The following is a 14,133-nucleotide window of genomic DNA, read 5'->3' as shown; positions in this document are numbered from 1 at the left end:
GAGCGCCGATCGTCAGTGACGGCCACAGCGCGCTCAGCCTCCGAGATCACCCACGAGCACCGCGAGATCCCGGTCCTCCCACACGATTTCGACCGCGAACCCGGCGTCCGACAGCCACCGCACCTGGTCGGCGGCACTGCTGGGAGTGTCGTAGTCGCCGTCGATCGGGGTGACCATATCGGCCGGATCGTCGGGGACGACCAGGTCTCCCAGGACGAATCGCCCACCGGGCGCCAGCGATCGGGCCACCCGCCCGAACAGGTCGGCCTTGCCGGGACCGTCGAGATGATGCACCGCGAGCGCCGAGACCACGAGGTCGAAGGATCCGCCCGGCAGGGGGTCCTGCAGACGGGCAACGCGCAGTTCCGTACCCAGCGGCAGCGCGGTGCGGGCGTGCGCGAGCATTGCCGCGCTCTCGTCGACCCCCACCAGCGTCGCCCCGCGATGCACCTGCAGCACGCCGTTCGCGGTCACCCCGGTGCCGGTCCCCAGGTCCAGGATCCGACCGACCCGGCCGACCCCGATCGTCGCGTCCCGGACCGCCCCCTGCAGCCGCTCGTAGGCAGGCACCTCCGCGGCCATCAGCGCCGGATAGGTGTCGGGATCGAAATGGAACTGGCCCATACCTCGACGGTATCGGCGCGACGCCTGTTGCGCCCGGATCGCACGCCGCGATGCACCGGAAGACCGAACAATCCACGGCCCCCGATCGGGCCCGGGTACGCACGTCGAGCCGCGTTTGCTGTGGCGCAGATCGCGCTGTGTAAGCTGCCGCTCGACTCGTTTCTTACTCTGGAGTAAGATAGTCTTACTCGCAAGTAAGATGCTGGGAACCCGATCACCCACCCCCACTCCGAGAAGACTGGTGATTATGAGCACTCGAGACACCGCAACGAAGCGACGTCCGGATTCCGCCGTCGGCCTGAATCCGCAGAAGCGTGACTGGATGGGCGCGGCCATGCGGGTCATGACCACCCTCACCGGTTCCGAGCTGGCCGAGAAGTACAAGCTGCGCGAGCCCATCAACCGGATGACCTACGAGGGCACCAAGACCGGCTTCCGCACCCTCGGCGCCGCCACTCGCGTGTTCGGCAAGGTGGCGGGCGGCGGTCAGCCGAAGCGACTGCCCGCCAACGAGTCCCGCAAGAAGGACTACTTCGACCTCACCCCGAGCGACGAGCAGCAGATGATCGTCGAGACGGTGCGCGAGTTCGCCGCGGAGATCCTGCGCCCGGCCGCCTACGAGGCCGACAACGCCGCCAAGGCGCCGCGGGACCTGCTCGAGCGCGCCGCCGAGCTGGGCATCACGCTGATCAACGTGCCCGAGGAGCTCGAGGGCGCGGCCGCCGAGCGCGGCGCGGTCACCAATTCGATGGTCGCCGAGGCGCTCGCGCACGGCGATATGGGCCTGGCGCTGCCGATCCTGGCGCCCTCCGGTGTCGCGGTCGCGCTGTCGCAGTGGGGTACCGACGCGCAGCAGAAGACCTACCTGGGCGCGTTCACGGGTGAGAACGTGCCGCAGGCCTCCGTGGTGATCAGCGAGCCGCGTCCGCTGTTCGATCCGTTCGCGCTGCAGACCAAGGCCACCCGCTCCCCCAGCGGCTACCGCCTCAACGGCGTGAAGAGCCTGGTCCCGGCCGCGGGCGATGCCGAGCTGTTCATCGTCGCCGCCGAGCTCGACGGCCGTCCGGCGCTGTTCGTCGTCGAGTCCGACACCCCCGGAGTGGTGGTCGAGGCCGATCCGAGCATGGGCCTGCGCGCCGCCGGTCTGGGCCGGTTGCTCCTGAACAACGTCGCAGTCTCGGCCGATGCCGTGCTGGGCGACGGCGACGCCGCGCAGCGCGCCGAGGAGTACGCCGACGCCGTGCGGCTGGCCCGCCTGGGCTGGGCGTCCCTGGCGGTCGGCACCGGTCAGGCCGTGCTGGACTACGTGACTCCCTACGTGAAGGAGCGCGAGGCGTTCGGCGAGCCGATCGCCCATCGCCAGGCGGTGGCGTTCATGGTCGCCAATATCGCGATCGAACTGGACGGCATGCGGCTCGTGACTCTGCGGGGTGCGTCACGCGCGGAGCAGGGGCTGTCCTTCGCCCGCGAGGCGGCGCTGGCTCGGAAGCTGGCCACGGACAAGGGCATGCAGATCGGCCTGGACGGCGTGCAGTTGCTCGGCGGCCACGGCTTCACCAAGGAGCACCCGGTCGAGCGCTGGTACCGCGATCTGCGGGCCATCGGCGTCGCCGAGGGCGTAGTGCTGGTCTAACCCACGACTTTTGATGGAGCCACAGTCATGATCAATCTCGAACTCCCCAAGAAGCTGCGGGCCAGCGCCAACCAGGCCCACCAGGTCGCCCAGGAGATCTTCCGGCCGATCTCGCGCAAGTACGACCTCGGCGAACACGAGTACCCGGTCGAGCTGGACACGATGGCCGCCATGGTCGAGGGCCTGGCCGACTCGGGCACCCAGGACATCTCCGGCGCCACCGGCGGCCGCAAGGCCGGAGACGGCGAGGAGTCCAACGAGCACGCCACCGAGCTGCTCGGAAACACCAACGGCGGCAACATGTCCGCGTTGATGAACGCGCTGGAGACCTCCTGGGGCGACGTCGGCCTGATGCTGTCGATCCCCTACCAGGGCCTGGGCAACGCCGCCATCGCCGCCGTCGCCACCGACGAGCAACTGGACCGCTTCGGCAAGGTGTGGGCCGCGATGGCCATCACCGAGCCGTCGTTCGGCTCCGACTCCGCGGCGGTGACGACCACCGCCGTGCGCGACGGTGACGAGTGGGTGCTCAACGGCACCAAGATCTTCGTGACCGCGGGCTCGCGGGCCACCCACATCGTGGTGTGGGCGTCTGTCGACAAGAGCAAGGGCCGCGCCGCCATCAAGTCGTTCGTGGTGCCGCGGGATGCCAAGGGCCTCACCGTCGCCCGCCTCGAGCACAAGCTGGGCATCAAGGCCTCCGACACCGCGGAGCTGCGGCTCGAGGACTGCCGGATCCCGTTCGACAACATCCTCGGCAGCCCGGAAGTCAACGTGGAGAAGGGTTTTGCCGGGGTCATGCAGACCTTCGACAACACCCGACCGCTGGTGGCCGCCATGGCCGTCGGCGTCGGCCGCGCCGCCCTCGAGGAGCTGCGCACCATCCTCACCGAGGCCGGCGTCGAGATCGACTACGACAAGCCCGCCAACAGCCAGCACGCCGCCGCCGCGGAATTCCTTCGGCTGGAAGCGGATTGGGAGGCGGCCTACCTGCTCTCGCTGCGCGCGGGCTGGATGGCCGACAACAAGAAGCCGAACTCCCTCGAGGCATCGATGTCCAAGGCCAAGGCCGGCCGCATGGGCACCGACGTGACCCTCAAGGCGGTCGAGCTGGCCGGCGGCCTCGGCTACTCCCAGCGCACCCTGCTGGAGAAGTGGGCCCGCGACGCCAAAATCCTGGACATCTTCGAGGGCACCCAGCAGATCCAGCAGCTCATCGTCGCCCGCCGGGTCCTGGACCTGAGCAGCGCCGAGCTGAAGTGAATTAAGAGCGGCACCAGGGAAACCGGTGCGGGCCTGCTGGCCCGCACCGGTTTTCTCGTCTCACAGCACCCCGGTCCGGGGTAAAAGCCATGGGCGGCCGCATGATCACGACAACCTCCCAAGAATTCACCGGTTACGCCCCGGCATAATGTGATCGGCCAGATCTCGCGCGAAACGAATTGCGCGCCTTCGGCTTCCAGCTCGCTACTCGGCCGCGTCGCCGACGTGCAGGGCGCGGTCGGTCAGGTGCATGCGGCGGATGGTGAAGGACAACGCCGCCGCGGCGGCGAGCAGAATCAAGGCGATCACGGTCGGGCCCGGCCAGTCGAGAACTTCGACGAGTTCGGCTGCTTCCTTGATGCCGATCAGCGCAGCGCCGCTACCGACTATGAACCACCCGGCGGCTTTGTTCGAGTAGGTCACGAATTGGGTGCGCTCCTGCGGAGTCAGGGACGTCATCACCTGTTGCTGCCACGCCTTCTCGTTGCGGCTGGTCATCACCCACGCCACCGGCGGCAGCAGCCACCACCACGGTGAAACCCGCCTGGGATGCGGAACCGTATTCGCCTGCGCCCGAAGCGCCGAGGTATTGAACCCCATCTCCCCCAACTCGACGGCCCCTTGATACATCGGCCCGGCCACCAGCACCCACGCCCCCACAAATCCACACCATGCAGCGATCACGTGCATCACCGCAGTATGAACCGTCACCAGACTCCTGCTACCCCTGTTCCGGTCCGACTGGCGTGTTGTGACACTCGCGTATGAGCCGGATAGCCGCCGTGCGAACAGCTAATACGTGACGAAGATTCTCCGGGCCACACCGTCCACGCGGATCTGACCGCCGTACGGGATGACCAACTGTGGGTCGGTGTGGCCGGCCACGCTCGCCCATATTGCGCAGAATGCGGTAGACCTCGGTGGCTGTGGGGAGTTCGTCGGAGGTCTCGAGGAAGAGCACTCCCCCGTCGTGGTGCTCGATCGGCAGGATCGCGCGATCGGCCATGAGCAGCCACGACAGGATCTCGAGATTGCCACCCCAGCTGGGCCCGGTGACGACACTGCCTGCGTTGTGCCAGATCCACGGCTCACAGGGCCGCAGAACGGGCTCGGCGCTGAAGGTCCCGGGAAGCCCCGCGGAGGGGGACATGATGGCGACGCGGTCTCCTGGCTCGGGCTTCCGGGGCGGATAACCAGGTGTTCGCATATCCGGGAACCTAGCGCCAGCAGCCCGGTGGCCGTCAATTGAGAAAGGAGGGACTGCTCGCGGTTGTGGCGGGACAGACGAGCTCCTATATGTCGTGGACTTTGAACCATGGCCGCTGGGGTGGGGATTCAGTGAGATGGAGGCATGACACAGACCGACGACATTCTTGTTCTCGCTGCTACGGGGAAGACCGGACGACGGGTTGTCGAGAGGTTGCGGGGCGGTGGGGTGCCGGTGCGGGCGGCGTCGCGGAGCAGTGCGACGCGGTTCGACTGGGCGGATCGCGCGACGTGGGGGCCCGCGCTGGCCGGTGCCGGGGCGGTTTACCTTGTCGCGCCGGAGGATCCGGCGCCGATCGCCGATTTCGTCGGCCAGGCGGTTGCGGCCGGGGTGCGGCGGTTCGTTGCGCTGTCGGGCCGCGGCATCGAGCACATCGATGAGCGGTTCGGTCAGGAGATGGCGGCAGCCGAAGCCGCGGTGCGGGATTCCGGGGTCGAGTGGACGATTCTGCGCGCCAACAACTTCTTCCAGAACTTCGACGAGGATCTGTGGCTGGCGCCGCTGCGGGAGGGACGGCTGGCGCTGCCGGTCGCCGGGGTGCTCGAACCGTTCGTCGACGCCGAGGACGTCGCCGCGGTCGCGGCGGCAGTTCTGGTCGAACCGGGCCATTCCGGGCGGATCTACGAGCTGTCCGGTCCGCGCCGCCTCGCATTCGCAGACACGGTGGCGATTATCGCCGCGGCGTCCGGGCGGAGCATCCACTTCGAGGAGCTGACCCCGGAGCAATATCGCGAAGAGCTGCGGGACCGAGGTGCGTCCGACGGCGAAATCGCGGCGCTGGACAGCCTTTTCGAGCTCTACCGGGCCGGATATCTCACCGAGCCGGCCGATGGCGTCCAGCAGGTTCTCGGCCGAGCACCGGGCGATATCGAGGAGTGGGCGGGCAAGTCGGCCGCCGCCGGGGTGTGGTCGTAGCAGCGCGGAGACCCGATGATTACGGATATCGTCCCGGCAGAGTGCGATGATTTCCGCGTCCGTCGCTCGTCTACTCACCAGAGCCGATCCATTCGATCCCTGGAGGAACCGTGACCGAGCAGTATTCGCGCAATGGTCACCTGCCGATCAACGGCCTGAGCCTCTATCACGAGGTGTACGGCGAACTCGGCAAGTCGACGACGTCTCCGCTGCTGCTCATCCCCGGCGCCTTCATGGCCACCGACTCGATGGCGTCGTGGGTGTCCGCCTTCGCGGGCGAGCGCCCGGTAATCATCTTCGATCAGCAAGGGCACGGCCGCACCCCGGATACCGCGCGCGCGATGTCCTACGAGCAATTCGCCGACGACGCGGCGGCGTTGCTGCGCGCGTTGCAGGTCGAGCGCGCGGACGTGATGGGTTACTCGCAGGGCGGCGGAGTCGCGCTGCAGCTCGCGCTGCGTCATCCGGCGCTGGTCGGCAAACTGGTCTCGATGTCCGCCACCTACCGCTGGGACGGCTGGTACCCGTCGGTGCTGGAGGGCATCAAGGGTCTCACCGCTGCGGCATTTGCCGGTACGTCCGTCGAGAAGGCGTTCCTGGAGCACACGCCGGACGCCACGGCTTTCGACGCCTACATCGAGAAGATGAAGGTCTTGAACGGCGACGACCAGAACATCAGCGACGAACAGATGCGTTCGATGTCCGCGAAGACGATGGTCATCATCGGCGATGCGGACAGCGTGAAGCCGGAGCATGCGCTGGCGATGTTCAGGCTGCGCGGTGGCGGCGACGAGGAAGCGGCAGCGTCGGGGATGCTGCAGGAGGCTCCGGCCGCCCGCTTGGTGATACTGCCGGGGACATCGCATATCGGCATCTCGGGCGAGTCGGCGGTACTGGTACCGATGGTGAACGCGTTTCTCGACAATGTGCCACCGGTGACGCCGGATTTCTTCTAGGCACAGCCTTCCTCAGCAGTAGAAGCCTTGCCCCACAGTCTCTTTCGGTGCACCGTCGCGCTCGCGAAGACAGCCGAACGGGACGACTCCCGCGTGGCTCATCTGCACGCCGGATTTCGCCGCGGCGTGCACGCAGAACAGCCCGGTGGGGTCGATGCGGCAGGTGTAATCCTTTACCGTGACCCGGCTTCCGTACGGCAGCACCGCGCCCTTGCCGCGTATGAAGGGGCCGGGATCGCCGTGCAGGCCGCCGACCGTCAGGCCCTGGCCCGTGTAGTCGATCCAATTGCCGACCCAGTTGCCCACCGGACTGTCCGCGGGACGCTGCGGCGGGTTCTTCAGGTCCACCAGGCAGCTCAACCCCTCCAGCCTGTCCTGGAAGGCGCTGGTGCACTGGATCTTTCCGCTCGGACTGACGAACGCCACGTCGCCGTTCAACGGGGTCGCCACACCGTCCTCGGTGGTGGCGGTGCCGTACTGCGCGGGATCGACGGCGGCCCCGGCCTGCACCCAGGCGGCCACGTCACCGGCCGAGGCCCCGCGACCCGGGGGTACCGCCGGAGCCGTCGTCGCGGAGAGCGCACCGGGGGCCGGATGCGGATCGCCGTCGGTCGTGAACGAACACCCGGCCGACAACAGCAGGAGGGCCGTCAGCACCGCGATACGCATGCCCAGCACCCTAGCGTTCCGAGCCCGAAATCGGTTGGCCGAACGTAGGGTTCGTGGACGGCGAAGACCTGATCCGTCGCGTCCGGACTCTCGCGTCCCTCGTTGGTCCTGGGCACCGGCGGCAGGCGACTCGCCCCCGGCCACTCCGCCGCGCGTAGAAGACTGGCCGAATTTGTGTATCCCAGGTCACACCCGGCTGTTACCTTCCACAACACACGGATGGTATGCGTGCGGTGTCGCACGCCGGGCGCGTGGAGGTGGTCGAGGTGACCTCGATTCTGCAGCAGGTTCAACGCAGGGCGGTGCACACGGTGGAGGCTCTCCGTGGCCTCAATGTGTTGCGGGAGAGGGGATTCACCGATCCGCGCAATCCGATGGAGACGCTGCGGGTGGCCAAGGAGGGGCGGCTGCTGGGGCCGCAGGCGACCATGGTCCGGCACGCCGCGCGCATCTGGCCCGATCGGGTCGCGGTGATCGACGAACGCACCACGCTGACCTACCGCCAGCTCGATGAACAGTCCAGCGCTCTCGCGCACGGGCTGCGGTCCATGGGCATCACCGCCGGAACCGTGGTCGGCATCCTGGCCCGCGACCACTGCGGCCTGCTGCTGGCGATGGTGGGCGCGGCCAAGGCCGGGGCCCGCATCGCGCTGATGAACACCGGGTTCGCCAAGCCCCAGTTCGCGGAGGTCTGCGAGCGCGAGAACGTCAAGGCCGTCCTGCACGACAGCGAATTCGTCGGCCTGCTCGACGCGCTGCCGCCGGAGCTGCCCCGGATCCTCACCTGGGTCGACGAGGAGCACGAATTGCCCAGCGGCGCAACCACTGTCGACGAACTCATCGGCGCGAACCCGAGGACGCCGCTGCCGCTGCCCGAGAAGCCCGGCGGCTTCGTCATCCTCACCAGCGGCACCACGGGCCTGCCGAAGGGCGCCCCGCGCGATAAGGTCGCGGTGCTGGCCACGGTGCAGATGGCCGACCGCATCCCGTTCCCGCAGCAGGGCACGATGATGATCGTCTCCCCCATCTTCCACAGCACCGGCCACGCCACCTGGCTGGTCGGCGGCAGCCTCGGCAACGCGATCGTGACGACCCGCCGCTTCGACGCCGAGACCACGCTGCGCAAGATCGCCGAGCACAGGGTGGACATGCTGGTGGCGGTGCCGACGATGCTGCACCGCATGGTCGAGCTCGGTCCGGAGATCCGCGCGAAGTACGACCTGTCCTCGCTGAAGTCCATCGTGCTGGCCGGTTCGGCGCTGTCGCCCGAGCTCACCGTCCGCGCCACCGAGGCGTTCGGCCATGTCCTCTACAACCTCTACGGCTCGACCGAATGCGCCATCGCGACCGTCGCGCAGCCGCGGGATCTGGCGATCGCCCCGGGCAATGCGGGCCGCGCCCCCGTCACCTGCGAGGTGGCGCTGTTCGACGACGACGGCCGCCGCATCCGCGACAAGCACGTCACCGGCCGCATCTTCATCCGCTCCGGCTCGCCGTTCAAGGGCTACACCGACGGCAGGCACAAGGAGTTGATCGGCGAGTACATGTCGTCGGGCGACGTCGGCCACTTCGACGAGCACGGCCTGCTGTTCGTCGATGGCCGCGACGACGACATGATCGTCTCGGGCGGCGAGAACGTCTTCCCGCAGGAGGTCGAGAACCTGCTGCTGGAGCGGGCCGACATCTTCGATGCCGCGGTCGTCGGCGTGGACGACGTCGAATTCGGCAAACGCCTGCGCGCATTCATCGTGCCGGAGCCCGGCGTCACACTCGACGGCGAGGAAATCAAGGCCTATGTGAAGGGCACGCTGGCCCGCTACAAGGTGCCGCGCGACGTCGTCTTCCTGGACGATCTCCCCCGCAACGCCACCGGCAAGCTGCTCCGCCGAGTGCTGATCGACTACCCCGTCACACAGTAGATCAACCGTCCAGTTATAGGCGTACCGTCGGTTACAGAGACACGAACCACATCCCACCAGGCATGCTTGCTAGGGTTAGCGACGCACTGGATCTCGATGTTGCGGTCCGCCAGCTCCATCGGCGGTATCCGCGGAAGGTTGTACCCATGTCAGCTGTTCCGTCGGTCGGCACTGCCCTCCGCAAGGCCGGAGATATGGCCCTGAGCGTCAATGCGATGCGCAAGCGCGGCCTGTTCAACCCGCTGCGCCCCGATCACGCGCTCAGCTCGGTCACGAGCATCAACAAGTACGGCCCGTTCGCGGGCGTCGTCATGCATTCCAACCAGACCCGCCCGAACTCCGCGGCCATCGTCGACGAGCTGGGCGAGCTGACCTTCGGCCAGCTCAACGAGCGGTCCAACGCGCTGGCTCGGGGCCTGGCCGCGCAGGGTATCTGCGAGGGTGACGTGGTCGCGGTGCTGGCCCGTGATCACCGCGGCCTGGTCCTGACGCTGCTGGCGACCGGCAAACTGGGCGTGCGCGCGGTGCTGATGAACACCGGCTTCGCCAAACCGCAGTTCGCCGACGTCACCGCGCGCGAAAACGTGAAGCTGGTGCTGCACGACAGCGAGTTCCTGGACCTGATGAGCGCCATCCCGGATTCGATTCCGCGCGTGCTCACCTGGGTCGACGAGAAGGACGGCGTCGACCCGGAAACGCCCACCATCGACAAGCTGATGGCCGACCGGTCGACCGAGCCGGTGCAGCTGCCGACGAAACCGGGCGGCATGGTGATCCTCACCAGCGGCACCACCGGCACCCCGAAGGGCGCCCCGCGCGACAAGACCAGCCCGTTCATCTCCGCGCAGCTGGTCGATCGCATCCCGATGCCGCGGGACGGGACGGTCCTGATGGCCGCGCCGATCTTCCACGCCACCGGCCTGTCGCAGTTCACCATCGGCCTCGCGCTCGGCAACCGCATCGTCTTCCAGCAGCGGCGCTTCGATCCGGAGCAGACCCTCGCCAACATCCAGAAGTACAAGGCCGACGAGCTGGTCGTGGTGCCGACCATGCTGCAGCGGATGCTCGATCTGCCCGCCGACGTCCTCGCCCGCTACGACATGTCCTCGCTGAAGGTCATTTTCGCGGCCGGCTCGGCGATCCCGCCGGACGTGGTGACCCGCAGCCTCGACTACTTCAACGACAGCCTCCACAACGTGTACGGCTCCACCGAATGCGCCGTGATCACCGTGGCGACCCCGCAGGAACTGCGGCAGGCACCGACGACCGCGGGCCGCCCGCCCGTCGGCATCCGGCTCGGGCTCTACGACGAGAACCGCAAGCGGATCACCCAGCCGAACGTGACCGGCACGATCTTCATCGACAATGCGCACTCCTTCAAGGCCTACACCGACGGCCGCACCAAGGAGATCGTCGACGGCCTGATGTCCAGCGGCGATGTGGGCCACTTCGACGAGCACGGCCTGCTGTTCATCGACGGCCGCGACGACGACATGATCGTCTCCGGCGGCGAGAACGTCTTCCCGCAGGAGGTCGAGCACCTCATCGCCAACCGGCACGACGTGCTGGAAGCGGCCGTGGTCGGCGTCGACGACCGGGAATTCGGAAAGCGGTTGCGCGCCATCGTCGTTCCGGGCCCGGATTCCAAGCGCGACGCCCAGGAGATCAAGGAGTACGTCAAGGCCAACCTGGCTCGGTACAAGGTGCCGCGCGAGGTGATCTTCCTCGACGAACTGCCCCGCAATGCCACCGGCAAGCTGCTGCGCAAGCCGCTGGTGGAAATGGAGATCGCCGCGGAGTAATGCGGCCGGCAACGCACTGGCGTCAATGCGACAGCTGAGAATTAGCTGGGAATCGTCCGGTATTATCAGCGCGTGATTCTCGACCCCGGCCGATCCCCGGCCCGCGATGCCGCGGCGGCGCAGACGCGCCGCGCAGCGATCGCGCGGCTACGCGGGGGATCGGCCGGATCGGTTTCCGGCGCACTCGCCATCGCGGCGCACGGCTGGGCATCGGGTGGAATGCCCCTCGAGACCAGCACATTGGTGCTGCTGGTGGCCGCCTGCGCGGTGGTCGGCGCACTCGTCACCGGCGTCGGCCCGCTGCGCGACTCGCTGGCCGGGCTGGCCGTCGCGCTGGTCGGCGGGCAACTCCTCGGCCACACCGTCATGTCGTTCGGCATGATCGGCATGCATCACACCAAGTCGATGTGGTCGCCCGCCATGCTGTGCGCCCATATCGTGGCCGCGGTCTGCGCGGCCCTGATAATCCACGCCGCCGAGGCCGCCTATCGGATCGGCACCGCGGTGCTGGCCCGGGTATTGCCGGGCCTGTTCCGGTCACCGGCGATCGCCGGACCGCCACTGCTGCGGACCACCCACCGCGACCGCGTAATTCTGCGACTCTTCCCGGCCGACACCTTCCGCACCCGCGGCCCCCCGTGCCCTGTGTTCACCTGATATCCCCAATATCCGTACACACGAATTGTTTTCGTGTGGGAATGCTGTATTGCGTACGTGCTGTGCTGGATTCGTTCAGCGATAGTTGGCGCCGTATGAACGGATCCATTGCGGACAGTTCATTCGAATACCCGAACGCGGGTGTAGTCCGTGCTCGAGACACGGAATTCCGCCCGTAGGACACCCGGGCACGTCACGAGATCGGCGGGACGAAGCGACCGATACCACGTCCAGCGGACACGACCATGGGCGCTGCGGAACGGCGGTGCACACGTCGCGATGCGGGCTGGCCGGATTGCGAGCGGCCCACCCGGTCGCGTCACGCACCGCGGCCCAGCGCACCCGGCGACCCGATTCCCGGGAACGAGCCGCAACAGCGCATACAGCAGCCCCTATAACCAGGAGCGCGCACTACCTTGAGTATCACCGATACCCCGGTTGCCGACGCGGAGGCGTCGCAACCACCACCGGAACCGTCCGGTGAATCATCCTCCGGCGGACGCCGTCCAGGGCCGCGAAACACCCTGTACGCCTTGGCGATGCGGCTGCATTTCTATGCCGGTGTCTTCGTCGCACCGTTCATACTCATAGCCGCGGTCACCGGCGCGCTGTACTCGATCTCCCCCACGCTGGAGTCGATCGTGAATCGCGATCTGCTGCACGTGGATTCGACCGGGCCCGCCAAGCCGCTGTCCGAGCAGATCGGCGCCGCCGTCGCGCAACAGCCGAATCTGGCCCTGAATGCGGTGATGCCCGCGCAGGACGCGGGCGACACCACCCGGGTGATCTTCACCGATCCGGCCCTCGGCGAATCCGAGCGGCGCGCGGTGTTCGTCGACCCGGCCACCGCCGAACCGGTCGGCACCAGCGTCGTCTACGGCAGCTCCAGTGCGCTGCCGCTGCGCACGTGGATCGACGTCCTGCACAAGAATCTGCATCTGGGCGAGCCCGGCCGGCTCTACAGCGAGATGGCCGCGTCCTGGATGTGGGTCATCGCGCTGGCGGGCCTGGTGGTGTGGGTGCGCCGGGTGCGGTCCCGGCGCGAACGCCGGTCTCCCGGCTGGCTGCTGCGCCCGGACCGCTCCCGCACCGGACGCAGCCGGACGATGAATTGGCATGCGTCCGTGGGTGTCTGGATCCTGCTACCGCTGCTGTTCCTGTCCGCCACCGGCATGACCTGGTCCACCTACGCGGGCGAGAACGTCGCGAAGCTGCGCGAGGACCTCAGCTGGACCAAGCCGACGGTCAGCGCCAAGCTGCCCGGGTCGGCCGGTCCCGCGGTCTCCGCGGGCGGCGACCACGCCGGGCACGGCGGCGGTCACCAGATGGGCGCACCGGTTCCGGCGGATCGTGCGGCCCAGATCGACAAGGTGTACGCGGTCGCGCGCGGTCACGGCCTGGAGGGACCGCTGGAGATCAGCGTTCCGGTCAAGGACGGCACCGCGTTCGTCGCGCAGGAACGGCGGCTGTCCGGGGTCTACACACAGGACATCGTGGCGGTCGACGGTCGCACCGGCGATGTCACCGACACCCTCCGCTACGCCGACTGGCCGTTCATTGCCCAGCTCGCCAATTGGGGAATCCAGCTCCACATGGGTCTGCTGTTCGGGCTCGCCAATCAGCTCCTGCTGCTGGTGACGATGATCGGCCTGATCACGGTGATCGTGCGCGGCTACCTGATGTGGTGGCGACGACGTCCCACCAAGGCGGACAAGCGATTTGCGGTCGGCAAGCCACCCCGCCGCGGCACGCTGCGAAAGACACCGCTGTATGTCACGGTGCCGCTGATCGCGGTTGCCGTGGCGATCGGGTGGTTCGCGCCGTTGATCGGGATCAGCCTGCTGGGCTTCCTGGCCGTGGATCTGATCGTCGGGTTGGTCCAGCGCAGACGCGCTACCGCCTGAACCACAACAACTTTCGCGGACCGATCGGCTGCTGTCACATCGACGGGAGCCGGGCCGAGCCATGTCGGCCGCACAAGTAACCGCCTGATTCGAGCCTTCGCCGAAATGAGGGGGCGAGGGCCCGAATACCCAATTGCACAGCCATTCCCTGCTGTTCCCGAAATCGGTCGAAAAGACACACATTCGACCGCGGCCACACCTGTGCCCGCACCCGGACGGCAGTCGATCACAGGTCACGCGGGGCTCATGCCACAGCCACGTGAAAAACCTGACTACCCAGAGGATTTCAGCACGATGAGGATCAACAAGTTCGCCGCCACCGCCGCCCTGGTCACCGGTGCCCTGAGCATCACCGCCGGTACCGCTGGAGCGGCCCCGGCCGAGCCGGTCGGGGTGAATTACAAGGCCACCACCACCGACACCGCGACGATCATCGCCACCGACGCCGGGTCGATGGACGTCGACAACGGAGTGTTCAGGATCAGGGCCGCCGATGGAACCGTGCTCGCCGGACACGAATTATC

General features: G+C 67.7%; 12 protein-coding genes. 9 read left to right on the top strand and 3 right to left on the bottom strand.

Features of this window, described 5'->3' with window-relative positions; translation table 11 throughout:
* Positions 1–33 precede the first annotated feature (33 nt).
* Positions 34–624: a class I SAM-dependent methyltransferase gene (locus tag NM1_RS38050; RefSeq protein WP_068032072.1), complete on the bottom strand. Its 591-nt coding sequence runs from the start codon at positions 622–624 to the stop codon at positions 34–36.
* A 241-nt stretch (positions 625–865) separates the two neighbouring features.
* Between NM1_RS38050 and NM1_RS38045 the strand changes: the two genes are divergently transcribed.
* Both NM1_RS38045 and NM1_RS38040 read left to right on the top strand, forming a co-directional pair.
* A complete protein-coding gene (locus tag NM1_RS38045; protein ID WP_373864097.1) occupies positions 866–2,257 on the top strand; it encodes an acyl-CoA dehydrogenase family protein in 1,392 nt (463 codons plus the stop codon).
* Between the two features lie 27 nt (positions 2,258–2,284).
* Positions 2,285–3,520, top strand: a complete 1,236-nt coding sequence (locus tag NM1_RS38040) for an acyl-CoA dehydrogenase family protein (protein ID WP_068032065.1) — start codon at positions 2,285–2,287, stop codon at positions 3,518–3,520.
* A gap of 204 nt (positions 3,521–3,724) precedes the next feature.
* On the opposite strand, the gene NM1_RS38035 is transcribed toward NM1_RS38040, so the two are convergent.
* Positions 3,725–4,231, bottom strand: a complete 507-nt coding sequence (locus NM1_RS38035) for a hypothetical protein (RefSeq protein ID WP_147289182.1) — start codon at positions 4,229–4,231, stop codon at positions 3,725–3,727.
* A 640-nt stretch (positions 4,232–4,871) separates the two neighbouring features.
* On the opposite strand from NM1_RS38035, the gene NM1_RS38030 reads away from it, so the two are divergent.
* Together NM1_RS38030 and NM1_RS38025 are read left to right on the top strand one after the other, a co-directional pair.
* Positions 4,872–5,702, top strand: coding sequence for an NAD(P)H-binding protein (locus NM1_RS38030; RefSeq protein ID WP_068032061.1), 831 nt, complete (start codon positions 4,872–4,874; stop codon positions 5,700–5,702).
* Positions 5,703–5,812: 110 nt separating this feature from the next.
* The gene (locus NM1_RS38025) at positions 5,813–6,658 is read left to right on the top strand and encodes an alpha/beta fold hydrolase (RefSeq protein ID WP_068032058.1); all 846 of its coding nucleotides are present in this window, start codon (positions 5,813–5,815) and stop codon (positions 6,656–6,658) included.
* Positions 6,659–6,670: 12 nt separating this feature from the next.
* On the opposite strand, the gene NM1_RS38020 is transcribed toward NM1_RS38025, so the two are convergent.
* A complete protein-coding gene (locus NM1_RS38020) occupies positions 6,671–7,327 on the bottom strand; it encodes a hypothetical protein (protein ID WP_068032056.1) in 657 nt (218 codons plus the stop codon).
* A 224-nt stretch (positions 7,328–7,551) separates the two neighbouring features.
* On the opposite strand from NM1_RS38020, the gene NM1_RS38015 reads away from it, so the two are divergent.
* The 5 genes from NM1_RS38015 to NM1_RS37995 form a co-directional block, all read left to right on the top strand.
* Complete coding sequence (locus tag NM1_RS38015) at positions 7,552–9,246, top strand: acyl-CoA synthetase (protein ID WP_068032054.1); 1,695 nt, start codon at positions 7,552–7,554, stop codon at positions 9,244–9,246.
* 146 nt (positions 9,247–9,392) lie between these two features.
* The gene (locus NM1_RS38010; RefSeq protein WP_068032051.1) at positions 9,393–11,048 is read left to right on the top strand and encodes an acyl-CoA synthetase; all 1,656 of its coding nucleotides are present in this window, start codon (positions 9,393–9,395) and stop codon (positions 11,046–11,048) included.
* A gap of 72 nt (positions 11,049–11,120) precedes the next feature.
* On the top strand, positions 11,121–11,705 hold the full coding sequence (locus NM1_RS38005; protein WP_246011792.1) for a hypothetical protein: 585 nt from the start codon (positions 11,121–11,123) through the stop codon (positions 11,703–11,705).
* A gap of 416 nt (positions 11,706–12,121) precedes the next feature.
* Entirely contained in the window at positions 12,122–13,609 is a 1,488-nt protein-coding gene (locus NM1_RS38000) for a PepSY-associated TM helix domain-containing protein (RefSeq protein WP_246011791.1), read from the top strand.
* Positions 13,610–13,903: 294 nt separating this feature from the next.
* The coding region (locus NM1_RS37995; protein ID WP_507762186.1) for a DUF8020 domain-containing protein at positions 13,904–14,133 on the top strand (230 nt) is incomplete at its 3' end.

The organism is Nocardia mexicana NBRC 108244 (assembly GCF_001613165.1).
Classification (GTDB): domain Bacteria; phylum Actinomycetota; class Actinomycetes; order Mycobacteriales; family Mycobacteriaceae; genus Nocardia; species Nocardia mexicana.
This window is presented reverse-complemented; position numbering and strand designations above follow the sequence as displayed.

Excerpts from the sequence above, each read along its gene's own strand:
- NM1_RS38050 (WP_068032072.1), bottom strand. The coding sequence starts at position 624 with ATGGGCCAGTTCCATTTCGATCCCGACACCTATCCGGCGCTGATGGCC.
- NM1_RS38040 (WP_068032065.1), top strand. The coding sequence starts at position 2,285 with ATGATCAATCTCGAACTCCCCAAGAAGCTGCGGGCCAGCGCCAACCAG.
- NM1_RS38030 (WP_068032061.1), top strand. The coding sequence starts at position 4,872 with ATGACACAGACCGACGACATTCTTGTTCTCGCTGCTACGGGGAAGACC.
- NM1_RS38020 (WP_068032056.1), bottom strand. The coding sequence starts at position 7,327 with ATGCGTATCGCGGTGCTGACGGCCCTCCTGCTGTTGTCGGCCGGGTGT.
- NM1_RS38015 (WP_068032054.1), top strand. The coding sequence starts at position 7,552 with ATGCGTGCGGTGTCGCACGCCGGGCGCGTGGAGGTGGTCGAGGTGACC.
- NM1_RS38010 (WP_068032051.1), top strand. The coding sequence starts at position 9,393 with ATGTCAGCTGTTCCGTCGGTCGGCACTGCCCTCCGCAAGGCCGGAGAT.